This is a genomic window from Sporosarcina luteola (assembly GCF_023715585.1).
GTDB classification, from domain to species: domain Bacteria; phylum Bacillota; class Bacilli; order Bacillales_A; family Planococcaceae; genus Sporosarcina; species Sporosarcina luteola_D.
On sequence record NZ_JAMBOK010000003.1, the window covers coordinates 195,364 to 215,588 of the forward strand.

Sequence of the window (20,225 nt, forward strand, 5' to 3'; positions counted from 1 at the left end):
ATGAACTAAATAACGATAGCATTCCTACGGTAAAAGGCGTACGATGGACATGATGCCAGGCATATAAAATCAGCCCTGGCAATGTTCAGCGTACGCCATATTGGCGATCTACATAACGAGAGGAAAAGGGACAAATGAATTTATTATCCGGAAGAATCGAAAAGGATTTCTTAGGGGAAAAAGAAGTTCCCAACCATGCATATTACGGGATTCAAACGATACGGGCGACTGAAAACTTTCCAATTACGAAAGAGCGCATGCACCCGGAATTGATTCGCGCGATCGGAATTGTGAAAAAAGCGGCGGCCATTTCGAATGTGCTCGTCAATGATTTACCGAAGGATGTCGGGTTTGCCATCGTCGAGGCTTCGGACGAAGTGATCGAGGGGGCGTTGACGGATCAGTTCATCGTCGATCCGATTCAAGGGGGAGCAGGCACTTCATTCAACATGAATGCGAATGAAGTGATCGCGAACCGCGCGCTTGAAATCATGGGACGTGAAAAAGGGGATTACGGCTTCATCAGTCCGAACAACCACGTCAATATGTCCCAGTCGACAAATGATGCATTCCCGACGGCGATTAAAATTGCGACACAGCAAATGGTCAATCAGCTGGTGGAAACGATGGAGCTTTTTGTGGACGAGCTGAAGGCGAAGGAAAAGGAATTCGATGGGGTTATTAAGATGGGAAGAACTCATCTGCAGGATGCTGTTCCCGTCCGCTTGGGCCAGGAATTCAGCGCGTATCGGAGTGTCATCGAACGTGATATCGAACGGATCGGTAGGACGAGAGTGCATCTTTCCGACATCAATATGGGAGCGACTGCAATCGGCACGGGGCTGAATGCAAATGCCCAATACATTGAAACTGCGGTGGAGCATCTCCGCACGATCAGCGGCTTGCCGTTGAAATCGGCGAGCAACCTGATCGATTCAACGCAGAACACGGATGTATACACAGAATTGTCTTCCGCTTTGAAAATATGCATGATCAATCTCTCAAAAATGGCCAATGATCTTCGTCTCATGGCGTCAGGGCCAAAAGCCGGCCTGAATGAAATCAATCTTCCGGCAAGGCAGCCAGGCTCGTCCATCATGCCCGGGAAAGTGAATCCCGTCATGGCGGAAGTGATGAACCAGATCGCCTTCCAAGTGATCGGCAACGACCATACGATCAGCCTCGCTTCCGAAGCAGGCCAATTCGAATTGAATGTCATGGAGCCGGTCCTTGTCTATAATTTATTGCAATCATTGACGGTCATGAACAACGGCATCGAAGTGTTCCGCAAGTACTGCATCAGCGGAATCACCGCGAATGTCGAGCAAATGCAGGACTATGTGGAAAGAAGCATCGGCACGATCACGGCGCTCACGCCATTTATCGGCTATGAAATGTCATCGAAAATCGCACGTGAATCTTTTGAAACAGGTGTGCCGCTCAAGGAACTCTGTCTCCGTTACAATGTTCTTACACTCGACGAACTGACCCGCTTGCTCGACCCTTATCAAATGACGGAAATGAAAAGGGAAGGCGCAGCGCACTATTAATCCAACACAAAAAGCCCTCGGAAACGGTGAACCCGTTCCCTGGGGCTATTTGTGTTTCATTCAAATAAAGTTACCCTTCTGCGCCACGATAGCCGGTCTCCGCTTTGAAGCGGACTTCCGCATAAGCAACTTCCGCAGCTTCGTGACGTTTCGCCCCGATATAAGTGCCGACAATCGCAGCAATGAATCCAGCCGGTATGGAGATGATTGCCGGATTGACGAACGGGAAGAGCGGTTCGCCGACAAAGAATGCAGCGCCTTCAACCGGGTTGATGACGTTCGGGCTGACCGCAACGAGGACGAGGGCTGTAATGAGGCCTGTCAGCATCGAAGCAACCGCGCCTGTCGTATTGAATTTGCGCCAATAAATCGTGAACAGGATTGTCGGAACGTTCGCCGATGCCGCGATACAGAAAGCGAGCGATACGAGGAACGCGACATTGAGTTTTTCCGATCCGAGTGCAAGCAAGATGGAAACGGCAGATACCCCGATCGCTGCGAGACGTGCTGCTCTGACTTGCTGCTTTTCCGTCACTTTGCCTTTTTTAATGATTTCTGCGTAAATATCATGTGCGATAGCAGATGCACCTGAGAGCACGAGTCCTGCGACGACTGCGAGAATCGTAGCGAATGCGACGGCTGCGACGAACGACTCAAGAGGATCCCCGCCAAGCACTCCCGCCAGCATTGGAGCGGCCATATTGCCCGCCGAGTTTTCCGCGATGATCGCGTCCCTGCCGACGAATTTCGCGGCACCGAACCCGAGGAAAATTGTCATGACATAGAAAATCCCGATGATCCACACGGCGTACACGACGGAAGAGCGTGCAGTTTTCGCGTCTTTAACTGTAAAGAAGCGCATAAGGATGTGCGGCAGTCCGGCAGTCCCAAGGACAAGTGCAAGAAGCACGGAAATGAGGCCGATCGGATCTTTGTAGACGACGCCTGAATGGAGGAATGACTCTCCGTGTGGCGTTGCTGTCCGCATTATGTCGAACATGCCGACGAAATTGAAATTGAATTTCATAAGAACGAGGAACGAAATGATAATTGTACCGGCCATGAGCAGTATCGCCTTAATGATCTGCACCCAGCTCGTAGCAGTCATTCCACCGAATAATACATAGACCAACATCATTACACCGACAATAAGTACGGAAATCCAGTATTCGATGCCGAAGAGCAGCTTGATGAGCGCGCCTGCGCCGACAAGCTGTGCAAGCATATAGAAAAGAACGATTGTAATTGTATTAAGTGCAGCGGCCCCACGGACTTTCTTGGCGCCGAAACGCGAACCGATCATATCGGCCATCGTGTATTTTCCAAGATTCCGAAGCGGTTCCGCGATTAAAAACAAAACAACGAGATAAGCGGTCAACCAGCCGACGCTGTAATAGAAACCGTCAAAGCCGTTTAGTGAAATGGCTCCCGCAATTCCTAGGAATGAGGCCGCCGATAAATAATCCCCCGCGATGGCCATCCCGTTCTGCCATCCCGTCAACGAACCGCCTGCCGTATAAAACTCACTCGCCGTGCGCGTCTGTTTCGCTGCCCAATAGGTGATGTATAGCGTTAAAGCGATAACTGCAAAAAAGATTGAATAGGACCAAAAACTCATGATTCATTCCCCCCTTATTTCCGAACGTGTTTTCCGAGCAAATGCTCGACGTCTTTATCGAATTCCCGAGCCTTTTTTACATAAATCTGTGTAAGCACCCATACCATGACGAACATACCGAAAGCATAGACCCACGTCCATGTCATCCAGCCGATCGCCCGCGCTTCAAGGATTGACGTATACCCCGTCAAAATCGGTAGCATCAAATAGATTGCAAAAAAAGCGATGACATAAGGCCTGAAAAAGTGTTTCTTCTTTTTGACCAAATGCTTGAACTCGTCCGTTTCGATGAGCCGCTCATAGTCGAGCTGACCGTCCGTCCTAAGCGGATTCTTCCGCTTGGCGGCATTATCGGCTTTATTCATCTTCACTGTCATTCCTTCATCCCCTTTGCTTGAAAATGTACGCCAGCTCGCAGTTTACGAGATTCGATCCCCACATCGATTCTGACCATATTAGAAGACTGCCAGCATGTCATATTGTACAACGTAACAAACTAACAGAAAATAATCAATATTATATTTATAAAACTACTAGAAAAGTTGACTAACAGGCGGAAGGTAACAAATTCGGTTGGCGAGAGGAACAAAAAAATCCATCCATGAGCAGATTGCTCAAAGGATGGATTATGTTCAGTCTGTCGTGCTTTTTCTTTCAAATCCCAAATAACGTGTGCCTTGAAAAGTTAGGATGCCGAGGTCGCCTTCAGCTAGCATGCCGTACTCTCTTCCGGACATCTTCAGTTCCATCCGGTCGCCGCTTTCCACTTGGAATGTGACGTAATAACTCGTATGCGCAGAAGAATCACCGCTGCCGCCACTTGTGTTTGTACGCTTCGTCTTCACTTGCGCCGGGACAGTCAAGCGCGGAGAGTTGTTATTGGAGGACCATTGGCCGACCCCTTTAATGAGCGCGAAAATGATTACGCCGATCACAATAACGAAAATCGAGAAAATAAAAATTGGCACAGCCGAAAACATGAAATCACCAAACGGGGAAAAGCCCATTTTGCCACCACCTACTTTTTCATTCGTTAGTTACCTATACGAATGAAGGGATGAATAGTTTCAGGAAAACAATCTGTTTAGTTAGGACGATTCACATGTTGATCGACAAGGAGTAGATTGCCATCCGGATCTTCGAGGGTGAAATGCCCAACTCCCTCACTCGTTTCATCCGCCTCCGTCAGCAGTTGAACCCCTTTCTCTTTCAGTTCCTTTTGTAGGTCTCTGACATCCGTAAATGAAGCGAGGTTTTCGGCGTTTTGATTCCACCCAGGATTAAAGGTAAGGATGTTTTTCTCAAACATTCCTTGGAAGAGGCCGATGATCGTCTCTTCATTTTTCATGATGAGCCAGTTCTGATTGATATCCCCTCCGAACGAATCGAATCCAAGGTTTTCGTAAAATGCTTTCGATGCGTGGATATCTTTCACATTCAAACTTACAGAGAATGCTCCGAGCTTCATGTTTTCTTCCTCCTCATACGTTTTGAAAATTCGCGCGTTTCCCGTTGAGTATAAAGGAGTATTTTGCAATAAACAATAATGCTTTGAGAATTTGATTGCCAAAAAGCAGTGTTGGTTCCTTCATAACACATAGGAATCCCGTTTTTGGACAATCTAACAAGAAAATATCGGATGAGGGGATGTTTATGCAAATAGAATGGTCGTCCGATTGGAAAGAGGGCTTTGTTGAGCGGTTGGAGAATCGCAAAGCTTGGGATAATTGGACGTTGTATAAGATGTGCTATGACGTTGAAAAATTGAAATTGATTACAGACTTCGACGGCCTTCAATGCCCAAAATACTTGCCTGAACTAAAGCCTTTTCCTCATCAGTTGGAGGCGGCGGAGACGGTCATCGAGCGGATGAACGGGAAAGCGATTCTTGCGGATGAAGTAGGACTCGGGAAGACGATCCAGGCCGGTTTGATTCTGAAAGAATATCTCATTCGGGGCCTTGTGAAAAAAGCACTGATCCTCGTTCCTGCATCACTTGTGAATCAATGGATCGAGGAGCTGAATCGAAAATTTCATATCCCGGTGATCCAATATAAAAAGGCCTATGATTTGAACTACTGCAATATCGTCATTGCCAGCATCGATATGGCGAAGAGAAGTCCCCATAAGGAAAATCTTTATGACCAGGATTTTGATTTGATTATCATCGATGAGGCACATAAATTAAAGAACCCGAAAACGAAAAACTATGAGTTCGTGCAAAACCTGAAGAAAAAGTTCTGCCTGCTGTTAACAGCTACGCCCATTCAAAACGATGTGTTTGAGTTGTTCAACTTGATTTCATTATTAAAGCCCGGGCATCTTGGCAATTTCGAGACGTTCCAATCCGTCTTTTCCGCAAGTAAGCACAATGTGGAAGAGGATGAGTTCCTTAAGGAATTGATCAACCAAGTGATGGTGAGAAATTCAAGGCATGATACTGGAATTGAATGGACGAGCCGTCGTGTGCAAATCATTCCGCTCGAGTTCAGCGAAGAGGAAAAAGAAGTGTACGACATGATTTCAGAGTTGAAAAACGTGTCCTCTGTCTTTTCGGGCGCATTCTCGATGATTACATTGCAAAAGGAAATTTGCAGCAGTAAAGAGGCGGCCTACCTGACGTTAAATGAAATGCGGCAAAAGTGCACGCAGCCTGACGAAGTTGCGTATACAGAGGGATTGTTGCAGAAGTTAGCTGCGCTTCAAATCAACACGAAAGCGGAAAAGGCCTATGAGATCATTACGCAGGCGAATGAAGAGAAGGTCATCATTTTCACGGAGTACCGGGCGAGCCAAGCCTATTTAATGAACTATTTATACGAAAAGGGCATCGTCAGCGTCCCGTTTAATGGGCAATTCAGCAAAAGTAAACGTGAGTGGATGAAGCAATTGTTCAAGGAAAAAGCGCAAGTATTGATTGCCACGGAATCCGGGAGTGAAGGGATCAACCTTCAATTTTGCCATCATGTCATCAATTATGATTTACCGTGGAACCCGATGAAATTGGAGCAGCGGATCGGCCGTGTCCATCGGTTGGGGCAAGAGCATGATGTTAATATATACAATTTGGCTATGAAACATACAATTGAGGACCATATACTGGAGCTGCTGAATGTGAAAATCGGCGTCTTTGAAAAGGTCGTCGGTGAGTTGGATGATATTTTAAGCGCCTATAAAATGTCTATTTAGATGCAAGGAGGATTCATATGTACCCACAGCAGATCCATCAATACGTCCGGCGGTTTTTCATTGAAAATAATTGCCCCATCTTGCGGGAAAATGAGCACTTCATTAACGTGCAATTAACGATTGAGATGGATAAAAAAATAATGAATCGACCGTTTTACTGGAAGTATGTAGAGAGCACGGGAGACGAGCCGAATCCTGCCCAACTGACATTGATCACCGATAAAAACAGGCTGACGGAGAGCATTGCGGGGGAGGTTGTCCACTACGGCTCTCCCCGTCTCAGTCAACTATTCCGAGTGACGAATGAGCTCGGTTCATTCGTGCAGATGTATGAAAAACCGCCCGCGTCTCAAGTTCCTGCGCAAATCATCTTAACACCTTGGGTAGGAGTGAACTATAAAATAACGTATTCCAGCCACCGGACACAGGAAACCCTTTATTCACTGGGCATCAACTTGATGACCGGGATGATAATCAACGGTTTTCAGGAATCCATCAGCCGTCTGGATCTGGAGAGTACGATATCTGCAAACACATTCCACTTGCCGTATACGATCAAACCGCTCCGCGCCTTGGAACGATTGGACGCGGTAATTGAAAATCAGATACAGCAGGACGACCATACGTGGGCGGAAGAGGCGCAAGTAAGGCAACAACGCGACATTCGCGTACTGGATTATTTTTACGAAGGAATTGAAGACAAGCCCGAAACATACGAGAGCGAAAAGAAAGCGATCGAGGAACAGTATAAAACCAAAATCCGAGTCGAAATCATCAACGGCGGACTGTTCTACCTAAAATCGATGTGACGAAGTGAGGGGTTGTTGAGTTGGGATTTGAGCTGGTGCCTTGAGTCGGTGCCTGTGCGGCACACAATTCAGATTATGAACTACAATTGTATAATTGAATTTGGGGAATGTTGATTAGATACTGTTTGTGTGAAATGTGAGTGCATAAATCTATCAACATCGCGAATTGTCATAAATGTGTGTTACACAGGCACCGACACAATTTCTTTGATAAGCTAGAGGGAGTAATGTAAAGGAGTGGTGATGAATGAAAAAGTTTATTAACGCGACTATATATGGAGATGCAGAATCTCGTGAAATTCTAGTAGAGGAAAAGAAATTTAAAGCGATCGGCAATGAATTAGGCGATGCTGCTGAAGTGATTGACTTAGAGGGCCGTTTAGTTTTGCCGCCTTATGTGGATCCTCATTTGCACTTGGATTATATCTTTTCGGGACTGGGCGAAGGGAATGCCAATGTGTCTGGAACGTTGTTCGAAGGAATTCAACGTTGGAGCGATAATAAGAAATCATTGACGGAAGAACTCGTGCGTGAGCGTGCGATGAAAGGGATTCAGAAAGAGGTCAGCAAAGGGGTTCAATTTATTCGGACGCATGTCGATATTACGGATCCTAATTTGACGGGGATGAAGGCTCTACTTAAACTTCGTGAGGAATTAAAAGATATCGTGACTCTACAACTTGTCGCATTTCCTCAAGAAGGATTCTTCCGCTATAAAGGTGCGGAGCAGTTGATGGAAGAGGCGCTTAAAATGGGAGCTGACGTCGCAGGTGGAATTCCTCATTTTGAAATCTCCTATGAGCATGGCGTTGAATCATTGAAGCGGATTGTCGATCTGGCAATAAAGTATGAAGTGATGATTGATATTCATTGTGATGAAAACGACGATCCGAATAGCCGGTTTTTAGAAGTGCTGAATGCGCTTGTGATGGAAAAAGATTATGGTGAATACACAACAGCAAGCCATACAACGAGCTTCGGTTCTGTAGAAAATAGTTATGCGAATAAGATGTTAGGTTTATTTAGAGAATCAAAAGTTAACTTCATTTCTTGCCCGACTGAGAACGCACATTTACAAGGACGCGGCGACAGCTATCCGAAACGACGCGGTTTAACGCGAGTAAAGGAATTACTAGAGAATGGAAATAATGTGGCGTTTGCTCAAGATTCCATCGCGGATTACTGGTATCCGTTAGGGAACGGAAATATGATGAACATTCTCGACAACGGCATTCATTTAGCGCATTACACGCATATTGATGAAATCAATAAAGCACTCGATTTGATTACATATAACGGTGCTAACGTTATGAGAGTGAACGATGAGTATGGAATCGAAGCAGGGAAACCAGCTAACTTTATCGTTTTAGATGCACAAGATGCTTATGAAGCCATCCGTGAACGAGCGGAAGTGCTCATGTCCATCCGGAATGGGGATTATCTGTTTAAACGTGAACCGCGGAAAAATGAAATCGAAATTGATTTCCTGAAGCAATAAAGCGTTTGCCCCCTCAACAGCAATGTCGAGGGGATTTTCCTTATTAACGGCATGTACAAAGGACTTTCCTGCGTTGTGTAGAAATAAGATGATGATAGCTCAAAATGAAAAATGGGAGGCATACATAATGAATCGAGAAGAATCAAGAAGGCTGGAATTCAAGGTTCCGGACCTTCGGAAAAAGGAATTGCGGTCAAAACTGACAGCTTCAGAACAGCAGGAATTGGATAAAGGGAGAGCGATCATGGCTGAAGAATACCCAAATCGCACATCCGAGCAGTATGCCGATAAGGTCAGATTGATGGCCATCCGAAACTTCACCATCATAGACACGACACGCAAGAAATCGCTCTTTCAAAAGCTTTTCAAAGAGGAAAATCCAAATGAGTACAGACTTCAGTTTCCGAATGAGGAAGAGGATGTGGCGGAGTATACATTCCCTTTCACATTCGGCTTGGAGCTCCGTCAACTGATGGAGGATGTCGGACTCGGGCTTGATTGGCCGAAGATGTTGCCGGTCGATGACGGCATGTGCCATACAGATCCGCTTGAAGAGGATGATAAGGAGTGGTTTGAAGCTTTCCCGGATCCTTCTTGGTGCGCCGCCAAAATGGAAGAAGCGAAAAACCTTGACGAGAAAGCCGCTGCTCACGGTGAAGAGATGGTGCAAGCGATTAAGTGGATGAAGACGCGCTGGGAAAATGGGTTTCAAATTTACGCGGACATCGATCCTTGGGAAGAGGACGATCTATAAGATACTAATAGAAGAAAAGCGGAAAGGGCGAGTGCATTCATGAAGAAGAAAATCTTTGGTGTCCATGATGATAACACGTTGCGTCAATTTAAAAATTGCTTGCGGACGGGGCAGGTGGCGGGCGGCGTGCTATGTGCCGATGGGCATTACGGATATAGCCAGCCGGTCGGGGGCGTGGTCGTGTATGACGGCCAAATTTCGCCGTCCGGTGTCGGGTATGACATCGCCTGCGGAAACAAAGCCGTCCGGACCAATTTGAAGTTGGCCGATATCGAAAAGGATCTTTCTCGAATCATGGATGAAATTGCGTCATCCATATCTTTTGGCATTGGCCGGAAGAACAAGGACAAGGTGGACCATGAAGTGTTCGACGATCCCGATTGGGCAGTGTATCAGGAGATCGGCAAGCAGGAACATGATCGGATGAAAAAATTGGCGAAGGACCAACTGGGTACGGTTGGAGCCGGAAACCACTTTGTCGATCTGTTGGTGGAGAAAGAGACGGGAGCTGTGTGGGTGGCCAATCACTTTGGCAGCAGAGGGTTTGGCCATAAGACGGCAAGCGGATTTCTGAACTTGGCAATTGGGCGGGATTTTGATGATCGCGCACCAGGCGAAAGCATGGAGCAGGCGCCGACTTTGATTGATTTGGACAGCGAATTGGGCGACCTTTATTATCGTGCGATGACGTTGAGCGGGAAATACGCATATGCGGGCAGGAATTATGTGATGGATGAAGTGCTATCCATCTTAGGCGCGGATTCAGAGTTCGAGGTTCATAACCACCATAACTATGCTTGGAAAGAGACCCACTTTGGCAAGGAGTACATCGTCGTCCGAAAGGGAGCAACCCCTTCAGCTCCTGGGCAAATGGGCTTCATTGGCGGAAGCATGGGGGACATTTCAGTAATCGTCCGCGGGAAAGAAAATGAAGCTAACGCTGATGCTTTCTATAGTACGGTCCATGGAGCGGGCAGAATCATGAGCCGCACAGAGGCGGCGGGTCGGATGAACTGGAAAACCCGTACACGACGAGGCGGGAAAATCACCCAGGAGCGGATGGATCAAGCCATCAAAAAGTATGGCGTGGAGCTCCGTGGCGGAGGGACGGATGAAAGTCCATTCGTCTACCGCAAATTGCGCGACGTCCTGGAAGCGCACAAGGAAACGATCGATGTCCTCCACGTATTGAAACCAGTAGGCGTCTGCATGGCCGGCGCCAATGAATTTGACCCATTTAAAGATTGAAGAGATTGTGGTGCCTGTGCAGCACACTATTCAGATTATGCACTACAATTGTATAATTTAAATGGATGAATGGAATAGGGACAGCGTTTAAAGAGAATTTTGTTGTATAATTATTCATGACGTTAAATAGTCATAAATGTTTGCTGCACAGGTACTGGAACAATTCTGACAATACACTACAATTGTATAGATGGAAAACAGGAAAGTGGACACGTCAGTGTTTCACTTTCCTGTTTTTGAATATAAATACAAGTAGTTGAATTGTCATAAATGCACCTTGCACAGGCACCGTTAAAGGAGGCGCCTTTAAAAAGAAACCACTGCAAGTTGAAAGAATGTTTAAAATACGTCTAACAATCTGATTGGAGTTGTGCTATATTAATGGTGAACTAACAAAGGGGGAAATGAACTATGAAGAGGATTGGGGCTTTGGTTTTATTGTTGTCAGTTATGCTTATGATTGCAGCATGCGGCGCTGACAAGAGTACTGGTTCAGGGGGAGGAACCAAATATAAAGTCGGGGTCGACAATACGTATCCGCCTTTTGAATTTGAGGTGGACGGCAAACTTACGGGAATCGATATCGATATTATCTCAGCGATTGCAGAGAACCAAGGATTTGAAATTGAGTTCGACTCTATGGATTTCGGGGGAATTATCCCAGCGATGCAAGCAGATCAACTTGACATTGCAATCGCAGGTATGAGTATCACTGACAAGCGAAAAGAGGTTGTTGATTTTTCGGATCCGTACTTTGATGCTGGCCTTTCATTAGTCATTAACGGCAAAACGACAGACATTACTTCACTTGAAGATTTATCCGGCAAAGTGATTGCTGTTAAAAATGGTACAACGGGTGCAAGTTTCGCTCAAGAACACGAAAGTGAATATGGCTATAAGGTTGTTCAGTTTGATGACAGCCCGGCAATGTTCCGGGAAGTTCAAAATGGAAGTGCTGATGCTCTAATTGAAGACTATCCTGTCATTGCATATGCAATTTCTCAAAACAACCTTGATTTGAAGATTGTAGGGGAGCGTTTAAACGGCGACCAATACGGGATTGCAGTTCTTAAAGGGAAGCACAGTGATGTTCTGAAGAAAATTAATGATGGATTACAAGAACTTCGCGATAGCGGGGAGTACGACAAGATATTGGCTAAATATCTTGGTGAATAAATAAAAAATTAAAATATAGCGTATTTTTTACGCTATATTTTTTTATACACTCAGAAGGATGCGTTTCACAGATCCTTTACCAATCACTGCTCTGCTGTCGCCAAAGCAACACGGAGATAGCGGAGTGTTTCTCATAAGGAGATGAGTTGATGGAGACAATAGTTGCCGCATTTCCCTATTTACTTCTAGGAATGAAAGTAACGCTTTATATCTTTTTCTTTTCAATAATCTTTGGTTTTTTAATAGGGTTACTAACTGCACTCATGCGATTAACAACTATAAAACCATTAAATTGGATAGCGAAAGTATTTGTGGATATTATTCGGGGAACTCCCTTTATCGTCCAACTATTCTTCATTTATTTTGGATTGAATGGACTGGAGTTTATTTCGTTAGACCGGACAGTTGCAGGGATTTTAACTGTTTCAATTAATGCAGGAGCCTATTTTTCCGAAATCATCCGTGCAGGAATTCTGTCGATTGACAAAGGGCAAACGGAAGCTGCGAGATCCCTCGGTCTTACTAAAGTGCAAACGATGCGAACCATCGTGTTGCCCCAAGCATTTCGGACGATGCTCCCGACTATTACGAATCAATCCATTATTAGTTTCAAGGACACCTCACTCTTATCCATCATCGGGATTGCTGATATCGTTCAAAGAGGAAAGGTTCATGCGAGTACAACATTTAAGCCTTTTGAAGTATGGTTGACAGTTGGCGTCATTTACTTTGTAATCATCTACCTGATGTCGTTACTTTCCAGCTTTATTGAAAGGAGGTACAAAATCAAATGACGCTGATACAAGTGAGAAATCTAAAAAAGTCCTTTGGGGAACTTGAAGTACTAAAAGATATTAACGTTGAAATTAAGGAGCAGGAAGTTGTATGTGTAATCGGTCCCTCTGGTTCCGGCAAGAGTACGTTTCTAAGGTGCTTAAACCGCTTGGAAGGGATTACGGGCGGCCATATACTCATTGACGGCAAAGATATAACAGATCCGAAGCTTGATATTAATAAAGTAAGGGAGAATGTCGGGATGGTTTTTCAGCAGTTTAATTTATTTCCACATATGACCGTCCTTCAAAATATTATGCACGCGCCGTTAATGCTTAGAAAAGGCGATAAGCAGTCAATTGAAAAGCAAGCCCTGGAGTTGCTGGCAAAAGTCGGTTTGTCCGATAAAGCGAAAGCGTCGCCAAGCGAACTTTCCGGTGGACAAAAGCAGCGTGTGGCAATTGCCCGGGCCTTAGCAATGAATCCTAAAATTATGCTTTTCGATGAACCTACATCTGCACTTGACCCCGAAGTTGTTGGCGATGTACTTTCCGTTATGAAGCAACTTGCGTTAGAGGGAATGACGATGATTGTTGTGACACATGAAATGGGCTTTGCACGTGAAGTTGGGGACCGAGTTATTTTTATGGATGGTGGCTACATCGTAGAAGAGAATGTACCTGAAGAATTGTTTGGCAATCCACAGGAAGTCCGTACAAAATCATTTTTAAGTAAAGTGCTGTAGCAGTTGATGGGTGCCTGTGACATAACAATCGCATGAACTGAAAACGGAAAGTGAAACGTGTCGCTGTTTCACTTTCCGTTTTTGAATATACATACGAAATATCATCTATGCGTCTTGCCTAGGAACCATTATTTAGACAGGTTTAATGCTGATTGTGATACGTAGAAATCTTTTTCGTTATATACGGTTACGCCGTCTAGTGTTTTTGTGTAAGACTGATTATTCTTCGTTACATGGGCGAAGTTTTTATTGATAGGGAGCTCGATTCTACTATTTTGCTTTTCCGCAATGAATACAGGGTTATGCTCGTCTGTCACATCGATTCGCGTCTGATAACCCCGTTTCTCGAATGACTCTCGTGCATTGACGAACAGCTTGTCCGTAATTTTATTCAAATCAAATCCTAGAAAGGCTGCCATTGTTTTCGCGATGTCGGTGTTATCGATCAATCCATACGGTTTGGATGGTCCGTAGGCGTAGAGGAAGACATCCTCCCCTGTATGGCCACCTGTAGTGAATCCGATATTTGCACGATTTGAAAGCATTTTTGTCATATCTGACTGTAATGACTTCGATGCTTTGAGAATTTCAATTTCTGTTTTAGTCAGGTTATCTAAACCATATAATTCTGCTACTACTTTCATATTAGAACGATCGTCATTTAATTGGTTCAAAGCACCTTCAACTGTGAGCGATGCTTTTTTCAAAGGATCCACATAAGCCGAAACCGGGATTCCAGAATAGTTGCCGCTTGTATTGACATTCCCCATTGTAATCCCGCTGTTGCCATGATCACTCACTGCAATGACCATTGTATTCCCGTCCTGTTTCGCAAACTTCAACGCTTCATTAACCGCATCGTCGAATGCCAGCACTTCACTAATGATACCGATCGGATCATTTGCATGTGCAGCCCAATCCACTTTGCTGCCTTCAACGAATAGGAAGAAGCCGTCTTCATCTTGGGAGAGAGTATCAATCGCTTTTTTCGTCATTTCAGCGAGAGATGGTTCTTCATTGCTCGTTGTTTGCCGATCAAAGTCATAGGCGAGGGCAGAAGGAGCAAAGGAGCCCCAAATCTTATTAGAATTTGTTTGTAATAGCTCATCACGTGTTTGGACAAAGTCATATCCTTGAGCATCAAGAACTTTTGTCAAATCTTCACCGTCGACTCGTGCGTTTTTAGATGTTCCCGGCAATAAAGACTCTTTACCTCCCCCAAGAACAACATCGATTTCCTGATACACTTGTTGCTCAGCGATATCCTGGTAGTTGCTACGGTGTGTTGCATGAGAAGAGAAGCCTGCAGGTGTTGCATGTTGAATTTCAGAAGTGGAGATAATTCCTGTTGACTTCCCTAATAATTTTGCACCTTCTAATACGTTGGCAACTGGTTTGAATGCATCCTCTGAATCAACCGATTCGACGCCAGGCGTATTTACGAGTGAGGGAAGTAATCCAACAACCTTATCATTGCTCTTATGACCCGTTGCCAAAGCAGTTGCAGCCGGGGCGGAATCGGTGATCGCTGATTCGGCGGAATGCGTGCGTACGCCTCCGATAAGAATTTCATCCATTGCAAGGTCCTCGCCTTTGTACCATCTTGCGAGCGATGTAGCGCCTGCACTCGTTCCATCCATTACCATCATAATGACATTCGTTGGTTCATTCTTCTTGTTCTTCGCCACAGTGATAGTATTGTAGCCGAAACCTACTGCGGAAAAAGCTACAAGGGCAGCCAGTGATAGGACTGCTGTTTTCCTTCTGAAAAAGTTCTTCATGGTAAATCCTCCTCAATGAAAGTAGTAAACTCATTATTTATCATAGAGATGGATTATTAATTTGATATGGGTATTATGTAAATGATTTGTTAAATAAATTAAAAATATGGATTTTTGATCATTTACTTTAGTTCTTCTAAGAAAGAGGGCTTATCGATTTTGTGAAGAATATTACTATGGAGCTACAAAAAATCCAAAAGGAAAAAAAGAGAGGGCTTATCCCAAAAATCGGGAAAAGACTCTTGGGATTAGCCTCTCTCGCAATCCTTATTACGCTATTGACTCATGTACGCTTATCGAATCTGAGTCAATTCTGAGTTGAGAACGCGTTGTGCAGCAATGATTCGATCTGCCGCTGTTAGTCCCCACACAGAGAACAAGCCACCGTTTTGATTTGGAATAATTTCCACTTCATACTGTGGTGACCCTCCTAAATTCCGAGTGATAAAAGTAGAAGCATTTGCATTTACGCTAAAGTTAGTGGATGAAATTAGTTGTCTTGTCCCGTTGAGTCTGAAGACACGAACAACTCCAGTGAGTCGTCCACCCGTAAGATTGAGGATTTTGACTCGAACTCTAGCTGCATTTGCCGGTAGATTTCCAGTGTTTTCAATCGGTCCAGTAGTGAAAGGCATTTATAACACCTCCTTTAAAATTATTTAATCTGCAGATTATAGTGTCATTCTATTCGGAACTCGGATAAGTGAATAAGCGTATGTAACGTAATAGTTGAAAATACTAAGGTAGCTGCTGAAAATGTGTGGGCAATTGTCCCATAGGAGAAATAAAATTATGACACCAGTAGGACTCATACGAGAGGATGTTAAAAACATGAAAATGCATAAAGAACAAGCAACGAACTTTCTTCAACTAATCGTTGCAGGGCACATTGACGAAGCTTATGAGAAGTATGTGAGTGCCGATTTGCGCCACCACAACCCGTACTTTCCAGGGGATGCAGAGTCGCTGAAGAACGCTATGAAAGAGAATGACGGCATGAGTCCGAATAAGACCCTCGAAGTGAAGCAGACGATTGAAGAAGGGGAAATGGTGATGGTTTATTCTCACATCAAACAGAACCCAGGGGATCTTGGAGTTGCTGCAGTCCATATCTTCCGCTTCCGTGAGGGGAAGATCATTGAGATGTGGGATGTCGGCCAACCTGTACCGGAAGAATCGCCGAATGAGAATGGGATGTTTTAAACGAGTGTCGGCATAGTAGATCGAATGGAAAATCTATAGGTTTGGAATGAAATTATGAATCAAGAGAGTGAAAAATTAATTCAAAGACTTACGAATCTGTTGAGCAATGATTTAATGGAAATTGTTCCGGCAGCCGATGGATATCATAATCAAGTGTTCATCGTTACACGCAGTACTGATCGGATTGTAGCGCGGATTAGCCCTCGTAGCGGCAAGACGATAAAGGATATCGAGACGGAGCTAGATTGGATTGCCGCTTTGGATAAGGCGGGGGTGTCAGTTGCAAAGGCGATAACATTGCCGGGGCACAAACAGATTATTGCATTGGATACTGATAAAAACGGCTATTGGCTTACCTTCTTCCGACATACTGAAGGGCGTCCGGTCGAAGTGGCGGATCTTACTGATTGGAATAAAGAATTCTTCCATGAGTGGGGAAGTCAACTAGCCAGAATGCACAATGTAGATGCGAGCCGAATCGATCGACCCGTCTATTTGGACAGTTTTAATAAGAATAAGAGGTCCATGCCGGAGTGGCTGAACAGTAGACATTCGCAGCTGCTCAATGAAATGCGGAATTGGGAACGACATCCGGATACATTTGGAATCGTTCACAATGATCTCCACCAAGGCAATTTTCATTTGAATGATAGCGGGCTGATTTTCTTTGACTTTGCTGACTGCGCCTATCATTTTCATATGCAGGATTTGGCAGTCTCCATTTATCATGCTCTGTGGACAGGAACAGCATTCCATCCTGAAGTAGAAGGCTTTCCGATTGATTTTCTGCTTTCCTTTTTAAGCGGGTATAAGACATACAGGCGCTTGACGTCGGAAATGTATGACCAACTTCTCGTATGTTTACAGATGCGCGAAGTTTATTTGTATGCGCTATTTGTTTCTGAATGGAATAAGGATGATATAGAGGATTGGCAAGTTGAAAAGCTGAGAGAGTTGGAAGTGAATAGTAAGGCAAAAGTTATTCCATATCAAAAACACCTTGAAAAGGTGAAGCATCTGTTTCTCTAAAAAATGAAATCGGTGCCTGTGCAGCGCACAATTCAGATTATGCACTACAATTGCATAGAAAAAAAGAGGGAGCCATTCAAACTAACGTTTGGGTGGCTCTCTTTTGTATGTATATACCCAATGTTGAATTGTCATAAATGTGTGCTGCACAGGCACCAAAACAATTCGGACAATAATTTTGAATAAAAAGGACTTGACTTCTCTGGTGGGCATGATAAGATTCAAAGAATTACTTTTATGCAGGAACATTTCAATTACATAAATAATGAGAGATGGTGCAGTAATTCGATTGTGTGCAGCAGCAAGAGACTGAATGGGTGGTGGGAATTCAGGCAGCAATCAGGGTGAAGTACGCCATCGGTTTTTCTCAATCTCACATGAAGTGGATGGCCGATTCAGTATCGGCTCATCAAGTAGGGTGGTAACGCGGAGAACTCCTTCGTCCCTTTCCAAGGGATGAATGGGGTTTTTTTGTATTTATTTTTCGTAGAGTCCCAGTGATCGTTATAGAAAAGGAGATGTCATGTATGAAAAAGGAAATGACTTTTGGGCTTGCAATTATCCCAATATTGGCATTAGTAATCGCCGCAGCTTCTTCGATTTTCATTTGGAAAGCGGGGATGCATATCCCGTTGCTCATTGGGGTGTTTGCTGCTACTGTGATTGCGAAAATTTGTGGTTGGCGTTGGGAGAAAATCGAAAAAATGATGGTGAACGGGGTATCCCGGGCATTGCCCGCCGTTTTTATCCTACTGATCATCGGCATCATTGTTGGAACTTGGATAGCGAGTGGTGTAATCCCGACGATGATTTACTATGGCTTATCGATCATTGAACCTTCCTTGTTTATTCCACTTGTGGCGCTCGTTACTGGAATTGTTTCGATCACACTAGGAAGCTCATTTACCTCCATTGCGACAATCGGGATTGCGTTCATGGCGATTGGAGAGGGATTGGGATTTGCTCCGGGACTTGTTGCAGGGGCAGTGATTTCGGGGGCCTACTTCGGTGATAAACTATCCCCATTGTCCGATACAACAAACATCGCTCCTGCTATGGCTGAAACGGATTTGTTCAGTCATATCAAGCACATGCTTTGGGATACGATTCCGGCATTTGCCATTGCACTTATTTTATATTGGTTTGTCGGTCTTTCAGGTGCAGCAACGCATGCTGTGGATACAGCTGGCATTGATGTAATCAAATCAGGATTGGGAGATGTCTTTGTCATTCATCCACTGCTCTTGCTGATGCCTGTATTTACAATCATTTTGATGATGATGCGTGTGCCGGCCATTCCAGCATTAACGATTGTCGGCCTTTTAGGGGCTGTACTAGCCGTCGTCGTCCAAGGCTCTTCCGTCTCCACCATCGCGCAAGTCATGACAAGTGGATTTTCAGTGGATTCGGGGATAGCTACGGTGGACTCCTTATTGAATAAAGGCGGTCTTTTATCGATGTTGGGGACAATCGGTCTGTTAGTCATCGCCACTGCTTTAGGGGGGATTTTGGAAGAGACGGGATCTTTTGAAGTGGTCACACGAGAAATGATAGCAGGCGTCCGTTCAACGGGGACATTAATCAGCACGACCATCCTTTCGACTTTTGTCGTGGCATTTGCAAGTGGAGCTCAATTTTTAGCGATTATTTTACCGGCAAGAACATTCGTCCATACGTATAAAAAGATGGGAATCGATACGAAAAACCTATCCAGATGTGTCGAAGCAGCGGGGACGGTCGGCATTAACCTCGTCCCATGGAGTGTTCCTGCGATTTTTGCAGCAGGCATTCTAGGGGTCAGTCCGGGACAATTTATTCCTTATGCATTCTTTGCGTTTTTAGTCCCACTTATCAATATCGTTTTCGGCTTCACCGGCTGGACGATTACAAAGAAGAGCTATCAGAAGGAAGATGAACTAAAAACGGAAGGAGTAATCTCGCTATGAGCAAAGTCATTTTACATGTGTTAGGGACGGCTCAAGATGCCGGTCTGCCTCATCCGAATTGCTTTTGTAAAAACTGTTTGGAAGCTATCGAAAATCCTGCATTCAGGCGCACTGCCGCGTCATTAGCCATTGTGCTGCCTGAACAGAAGGCTTGGCATTTGATCGATGCAACGCCAGATCTGAAAGAGCAGATGGCAAGGGTGCAGATGAAGCACAATCTGCAAGGGCAACTCATGTCGAGCATCTTTTTGACACATGCTCATCTAGGCCATTATCCCGGGTTATTATTTTTAGGGAGAGAAGCGATTGGTGCGAAAAACGTGCCAGTGCTGGCGGGGACGAAAATGAAGAAACTGCTGGAGGAACAAGCGCCTTGGAGCCAATTGACAAAGCTTCACAATATTGACCTTCAGGAAATCCGGGATGGTCAAGCGATTGCTGTTTCAACGGATGTCACCGTTATACCTGTTGATGTCCCTCACAGAAACGAGTTTTCAGAGACATTTGCGTTTTGGATTACAGGTACGAAGAAGAAAGTTTTGTACATTCCGGATATCGATCGATGGGAACAATGGGACAAGGATATTTATGAAGCGTGCAAGGAAGCGGACATCTGCTTACTTGACGGCACATTTCATTCCATCGAAGATCTTACAAACATCGGCCGGGATTATCGGGAAATTCCCCATCCGCTCATGACCGAAACAATGGATCGATTACAAGATCTAGTGGAGCAAACTGATATTTACTTCATTCATCTCAATCACTCGAATCCCGCCCTTGATAAGGAGCGAACAGTTCGGAATGAGCTCGAAGCGAAGGGCTTTCATATTGCAGAGGAAGGTTTGGAGTTTGTTCTGTGACATTGGTAAAAATAAAGAAAGTTTAGTATACTCATGGAAACT

General features: G+C 44.7%; 19 protein-coding genes. 13 read left to right on the forward strand and 6 right to left on the reverse strand.

The features are described 5' to 3' along the window. Positions 1 to 134 precede the first annotated feature (134 nt). Positions 135 to 1,550, forward strand: coding sequence for an aspartate ammonia-lyase (aspA, locus tag M3193_RS13780; RefSeq protein ID WP_251628763.1), 1,416 nt, complete (start codon positions 135 to 137; stop codon positions 1,548 to 1,550). A 70-nt stretch (positions 1,551 to 1,620) separates the two neighbouring features. On the opposite strand, the gene M3193_RS13785 is transcribed toward aspA, so the two are convergent. From M3193_RS13785 to M3193_RS13800, 4 genes are all read right to left on the reverse strand, one after another. Beyond that, complete coding sequence (locus M3193_RS13785) at positions 1,621 to 3,168, reverse strand: solute symporter family protein (RefSeq protein ID WP_251628766.1); 1,548 nt, start codon at positions 3,166 to 3,168, stop codon at positions 1,621 to 1,623. A gap of 14 nt (positions 3,169 to 3,182) precedes the next feature. Next, a complete protein-coding gene (locus tag M3193_RS13790) occupies positions 3,183 to 3,545 on the reverse strand; it encodes a DUF485 domain-containing protein (protein ID WP_251628768.1) in 363 nt (120 codons plus the stop codon). Between the two features lie 255 nt (positions 3,546 to 3,800). Then, positions 3,801 to 4,175, reverse strand: coding sequence for a DUF2500 domain-containing protein (locus M3193_RS13795; protein WP_251628770.1), 375 nt, complete (start codon positions 4,173 to 4,175; stop codon positions 3,801 to 3,803). Between the two features lie 77 nt (positions 4,176 to 4,252). Further along, positions 4,253 to 4,636, reverse strand: coding sequence for a VOC family protein (locus tag M3193_RS13800; protein ID WP_251628772.1), 384 nt, complete (start codon positions 4,634 to 4,636; stop codon positions 4,253 to 4,255). Positions 4,637 to 4,815: 179 nt separating this feature from the next. On the opposite strand from M3193_RS13800, the gene M3193_RS13805 reads away from it, so the two are divergent. The 8 genes from M3193_RS13805 (at position 4,816) to M3193_RS13840 (ending at position 13,361) form a co-directional block, all read left to right on the forward strand. Continuing rightward, positions 4,816 to 6,357: a DEAD/DEAH box helicase gene (locus M3193_RS13805; RefSeq protein ID WP_435372049.1), complete on the forward strand. Its 1,542-nt coding sequence runs from the start codon at positions 4,816 to 4,818 to the stop codon at positions 6,355 to 6,357. Positions 6,358 to 6,374: 17 nt separating this feature from the next. Beyond that, entirely contained in the window at positions 6,375 to 7,166 is a 792-nt protein-coding gene (locus tag M3193_RS13810) for a YqhG family protein (protein ID WP_251628777.1), read from the forward strand. A gap of 247 nt (positions 7,167 to 7,413) precedes the next feature. Continuing rightward, the gene (locus M3193_RS13815; RefSeq protein WP_251628780.1) at positions 7,414 to 8,664 is read left to right on the forward strand and encodes an amidohydrolase family protein; all 1,251 of its coding nucleotides are present in this window, start codon (positions 7,414 to 7,416) and stop codon (positions 8,662 to 8,664) included. Between the two features lie 127 nt (positions 8,665 to 8,791). Further along, positions 8,792 to 9,418: a hypothetical protein gene (locus tag M3193_RS13820; protein WP_251628782.1), complete on the forward strand. Its 627-nt coding sequence runs from the start codon at positions 8,792 to 8,794 to the stop codon at positions 9,416 to 9,418. Between the two features lie 39 nt (positions 9,419 to 9,457). Further along, a complete protein-coding gene (locus M3193_RS13825; protein WP_251628785.1) occupies positions 9,458 to 10,666 on the forward strand; it encodes an RtcB family protein in 1,209 nt (402 codons plus the stop codon). 411 nt (positions 10,667 to 11,077) lie between these two features. Next, positions 11,078 to 11,842, forward strand: coding sequence for a transporter substrate-binding domain-containing protein (locus tag M3193_RS13830; RefSeq protein WP_251628787.1), 765 nt, complete (start codon positions 11,078 to 11,080; stop codon positions 11,840 to 11,842). Between the two features lie 149 nt (positions 11,843 to 11,991). Beyond that, positions 11,992 to 12,636: an amino acid ABC transporter permease gene (locus M3193_RS13835; RefSeq protein ID WP_251628798.1), complete on the forward strand. Its 645-nt coding sequence runs from the start codon at positions 11,992 to 11,994 to the stop codon at positions 12,634 to 12,636. Beyond that, positions 12,633 to 13,361, forward strand: a complete 729-nt coding sequence (locus M3193_RS13840; protein WP_285852001.1) for an amino acid ABC transporter ATP-binding protein — start codon at positions 12,633 to 12,635, stop codon at positions 13,359 to 13,361. The genes M3193_RS13835 and M3193_RS13840 overlap by 4 nt, the downstream gene beginning before the upstream one ends. A gap of 128 nt (positions 13,362 to 13,489) precedes the next feature. Here M3193_RS13840 and M3193_RS13845 read toward each other — a convergent pair whose 3' ends face one another. Continuing rightward, positions 13,490 to 15,142 carry an alkaline phosphatase gene (locus tag M3193_RS13845; RefSeq protein ID WP_251628800.1) on the reverse strand — a complete coding sequence of 551 codons (1,653 nt, stop codon included), beginning with the start codon at positions 15,140 to 15,142 and terminating at the stop codon, positions 13,490 to 13,492. A gap of 293 nt (positions 15,143 to 15,435) precedes the next feature. Next, complete coding sequence (locus M3193_RS13850; RefSeq protein WP_251628803.1) at positions 15,436 to 15,777, reverse strand: ATPase; 342 nt, start codon at positions 15,775 to 15,777, stop codon at positions 15,436 to 15,438. A 196-nt stretch (positions 15,778 to 15,973) separates the two neighbouring features. Between M3193_RS13850 and M3193_RS13855 the strand changes: the two genes are divergently transcribed. The 4 genes from M3193_RS13855 (at position 15,974) to M3193_RS13870 (ending at position 20,183) form a co-directional block, all read left to right on the forward strand. Beyond that, the gene (locus M3193_RS13855; RefSeq protein ID WP_251628806.1) at positions 15,974 to 16,345 is read left to right on the forward strand and encodes a nuclear transport factor 2 family protein; all 372 of its coding nucleotides are present in this window, start codon (positions 15,974 to 15,976) and stop codon (positions 16,343 to 16,345) included. A gap of 54 nt (positions 16,346 to 16,399) precedes the next feature. Further along, positions 16,400 to 17,374, forward strand: a complete 975-nt coding sequence (locus M3193_RS13860; protein WP_251628808.1) for a phosphotransferase enzyme family protein — start codon at positions 16,400 to 16,402, stop codon at positions 17,372 to 17,374. Between the two features lie 527 nt (positions 17,375 to 17,901). Then, the gene (gene nhaC, locus M3193_RS13865) at positions 17,902 to 19,320 is read left to right on the forward strand and encodes a Na+/H+ antiporter NhaC (protein ID WP_251628811.1); all 1,419 of its coding nucleotides are present in this window, start codon (positions 17,902 to 17,904) and stop codon (positions 19,318 to 19,320) included. Further along, positions 19,317 to 20,183 (forward strand): MBL fold metallo-hydrolase, encoded by an 867-nt coding sequence (locus M3193_RS13870; RefSeq protein ID WP_251628822.1) that lies wholly within the window; start codon positions 19,317 to 19,319, stop codon positions 20,181 to 20,183. Before nhaC ends, M3193_RS13870 begins: the two co-directional genes overlap by 4 nt. Positions 20,184 to 20,225: the final 42 nt, after the last annotated feature.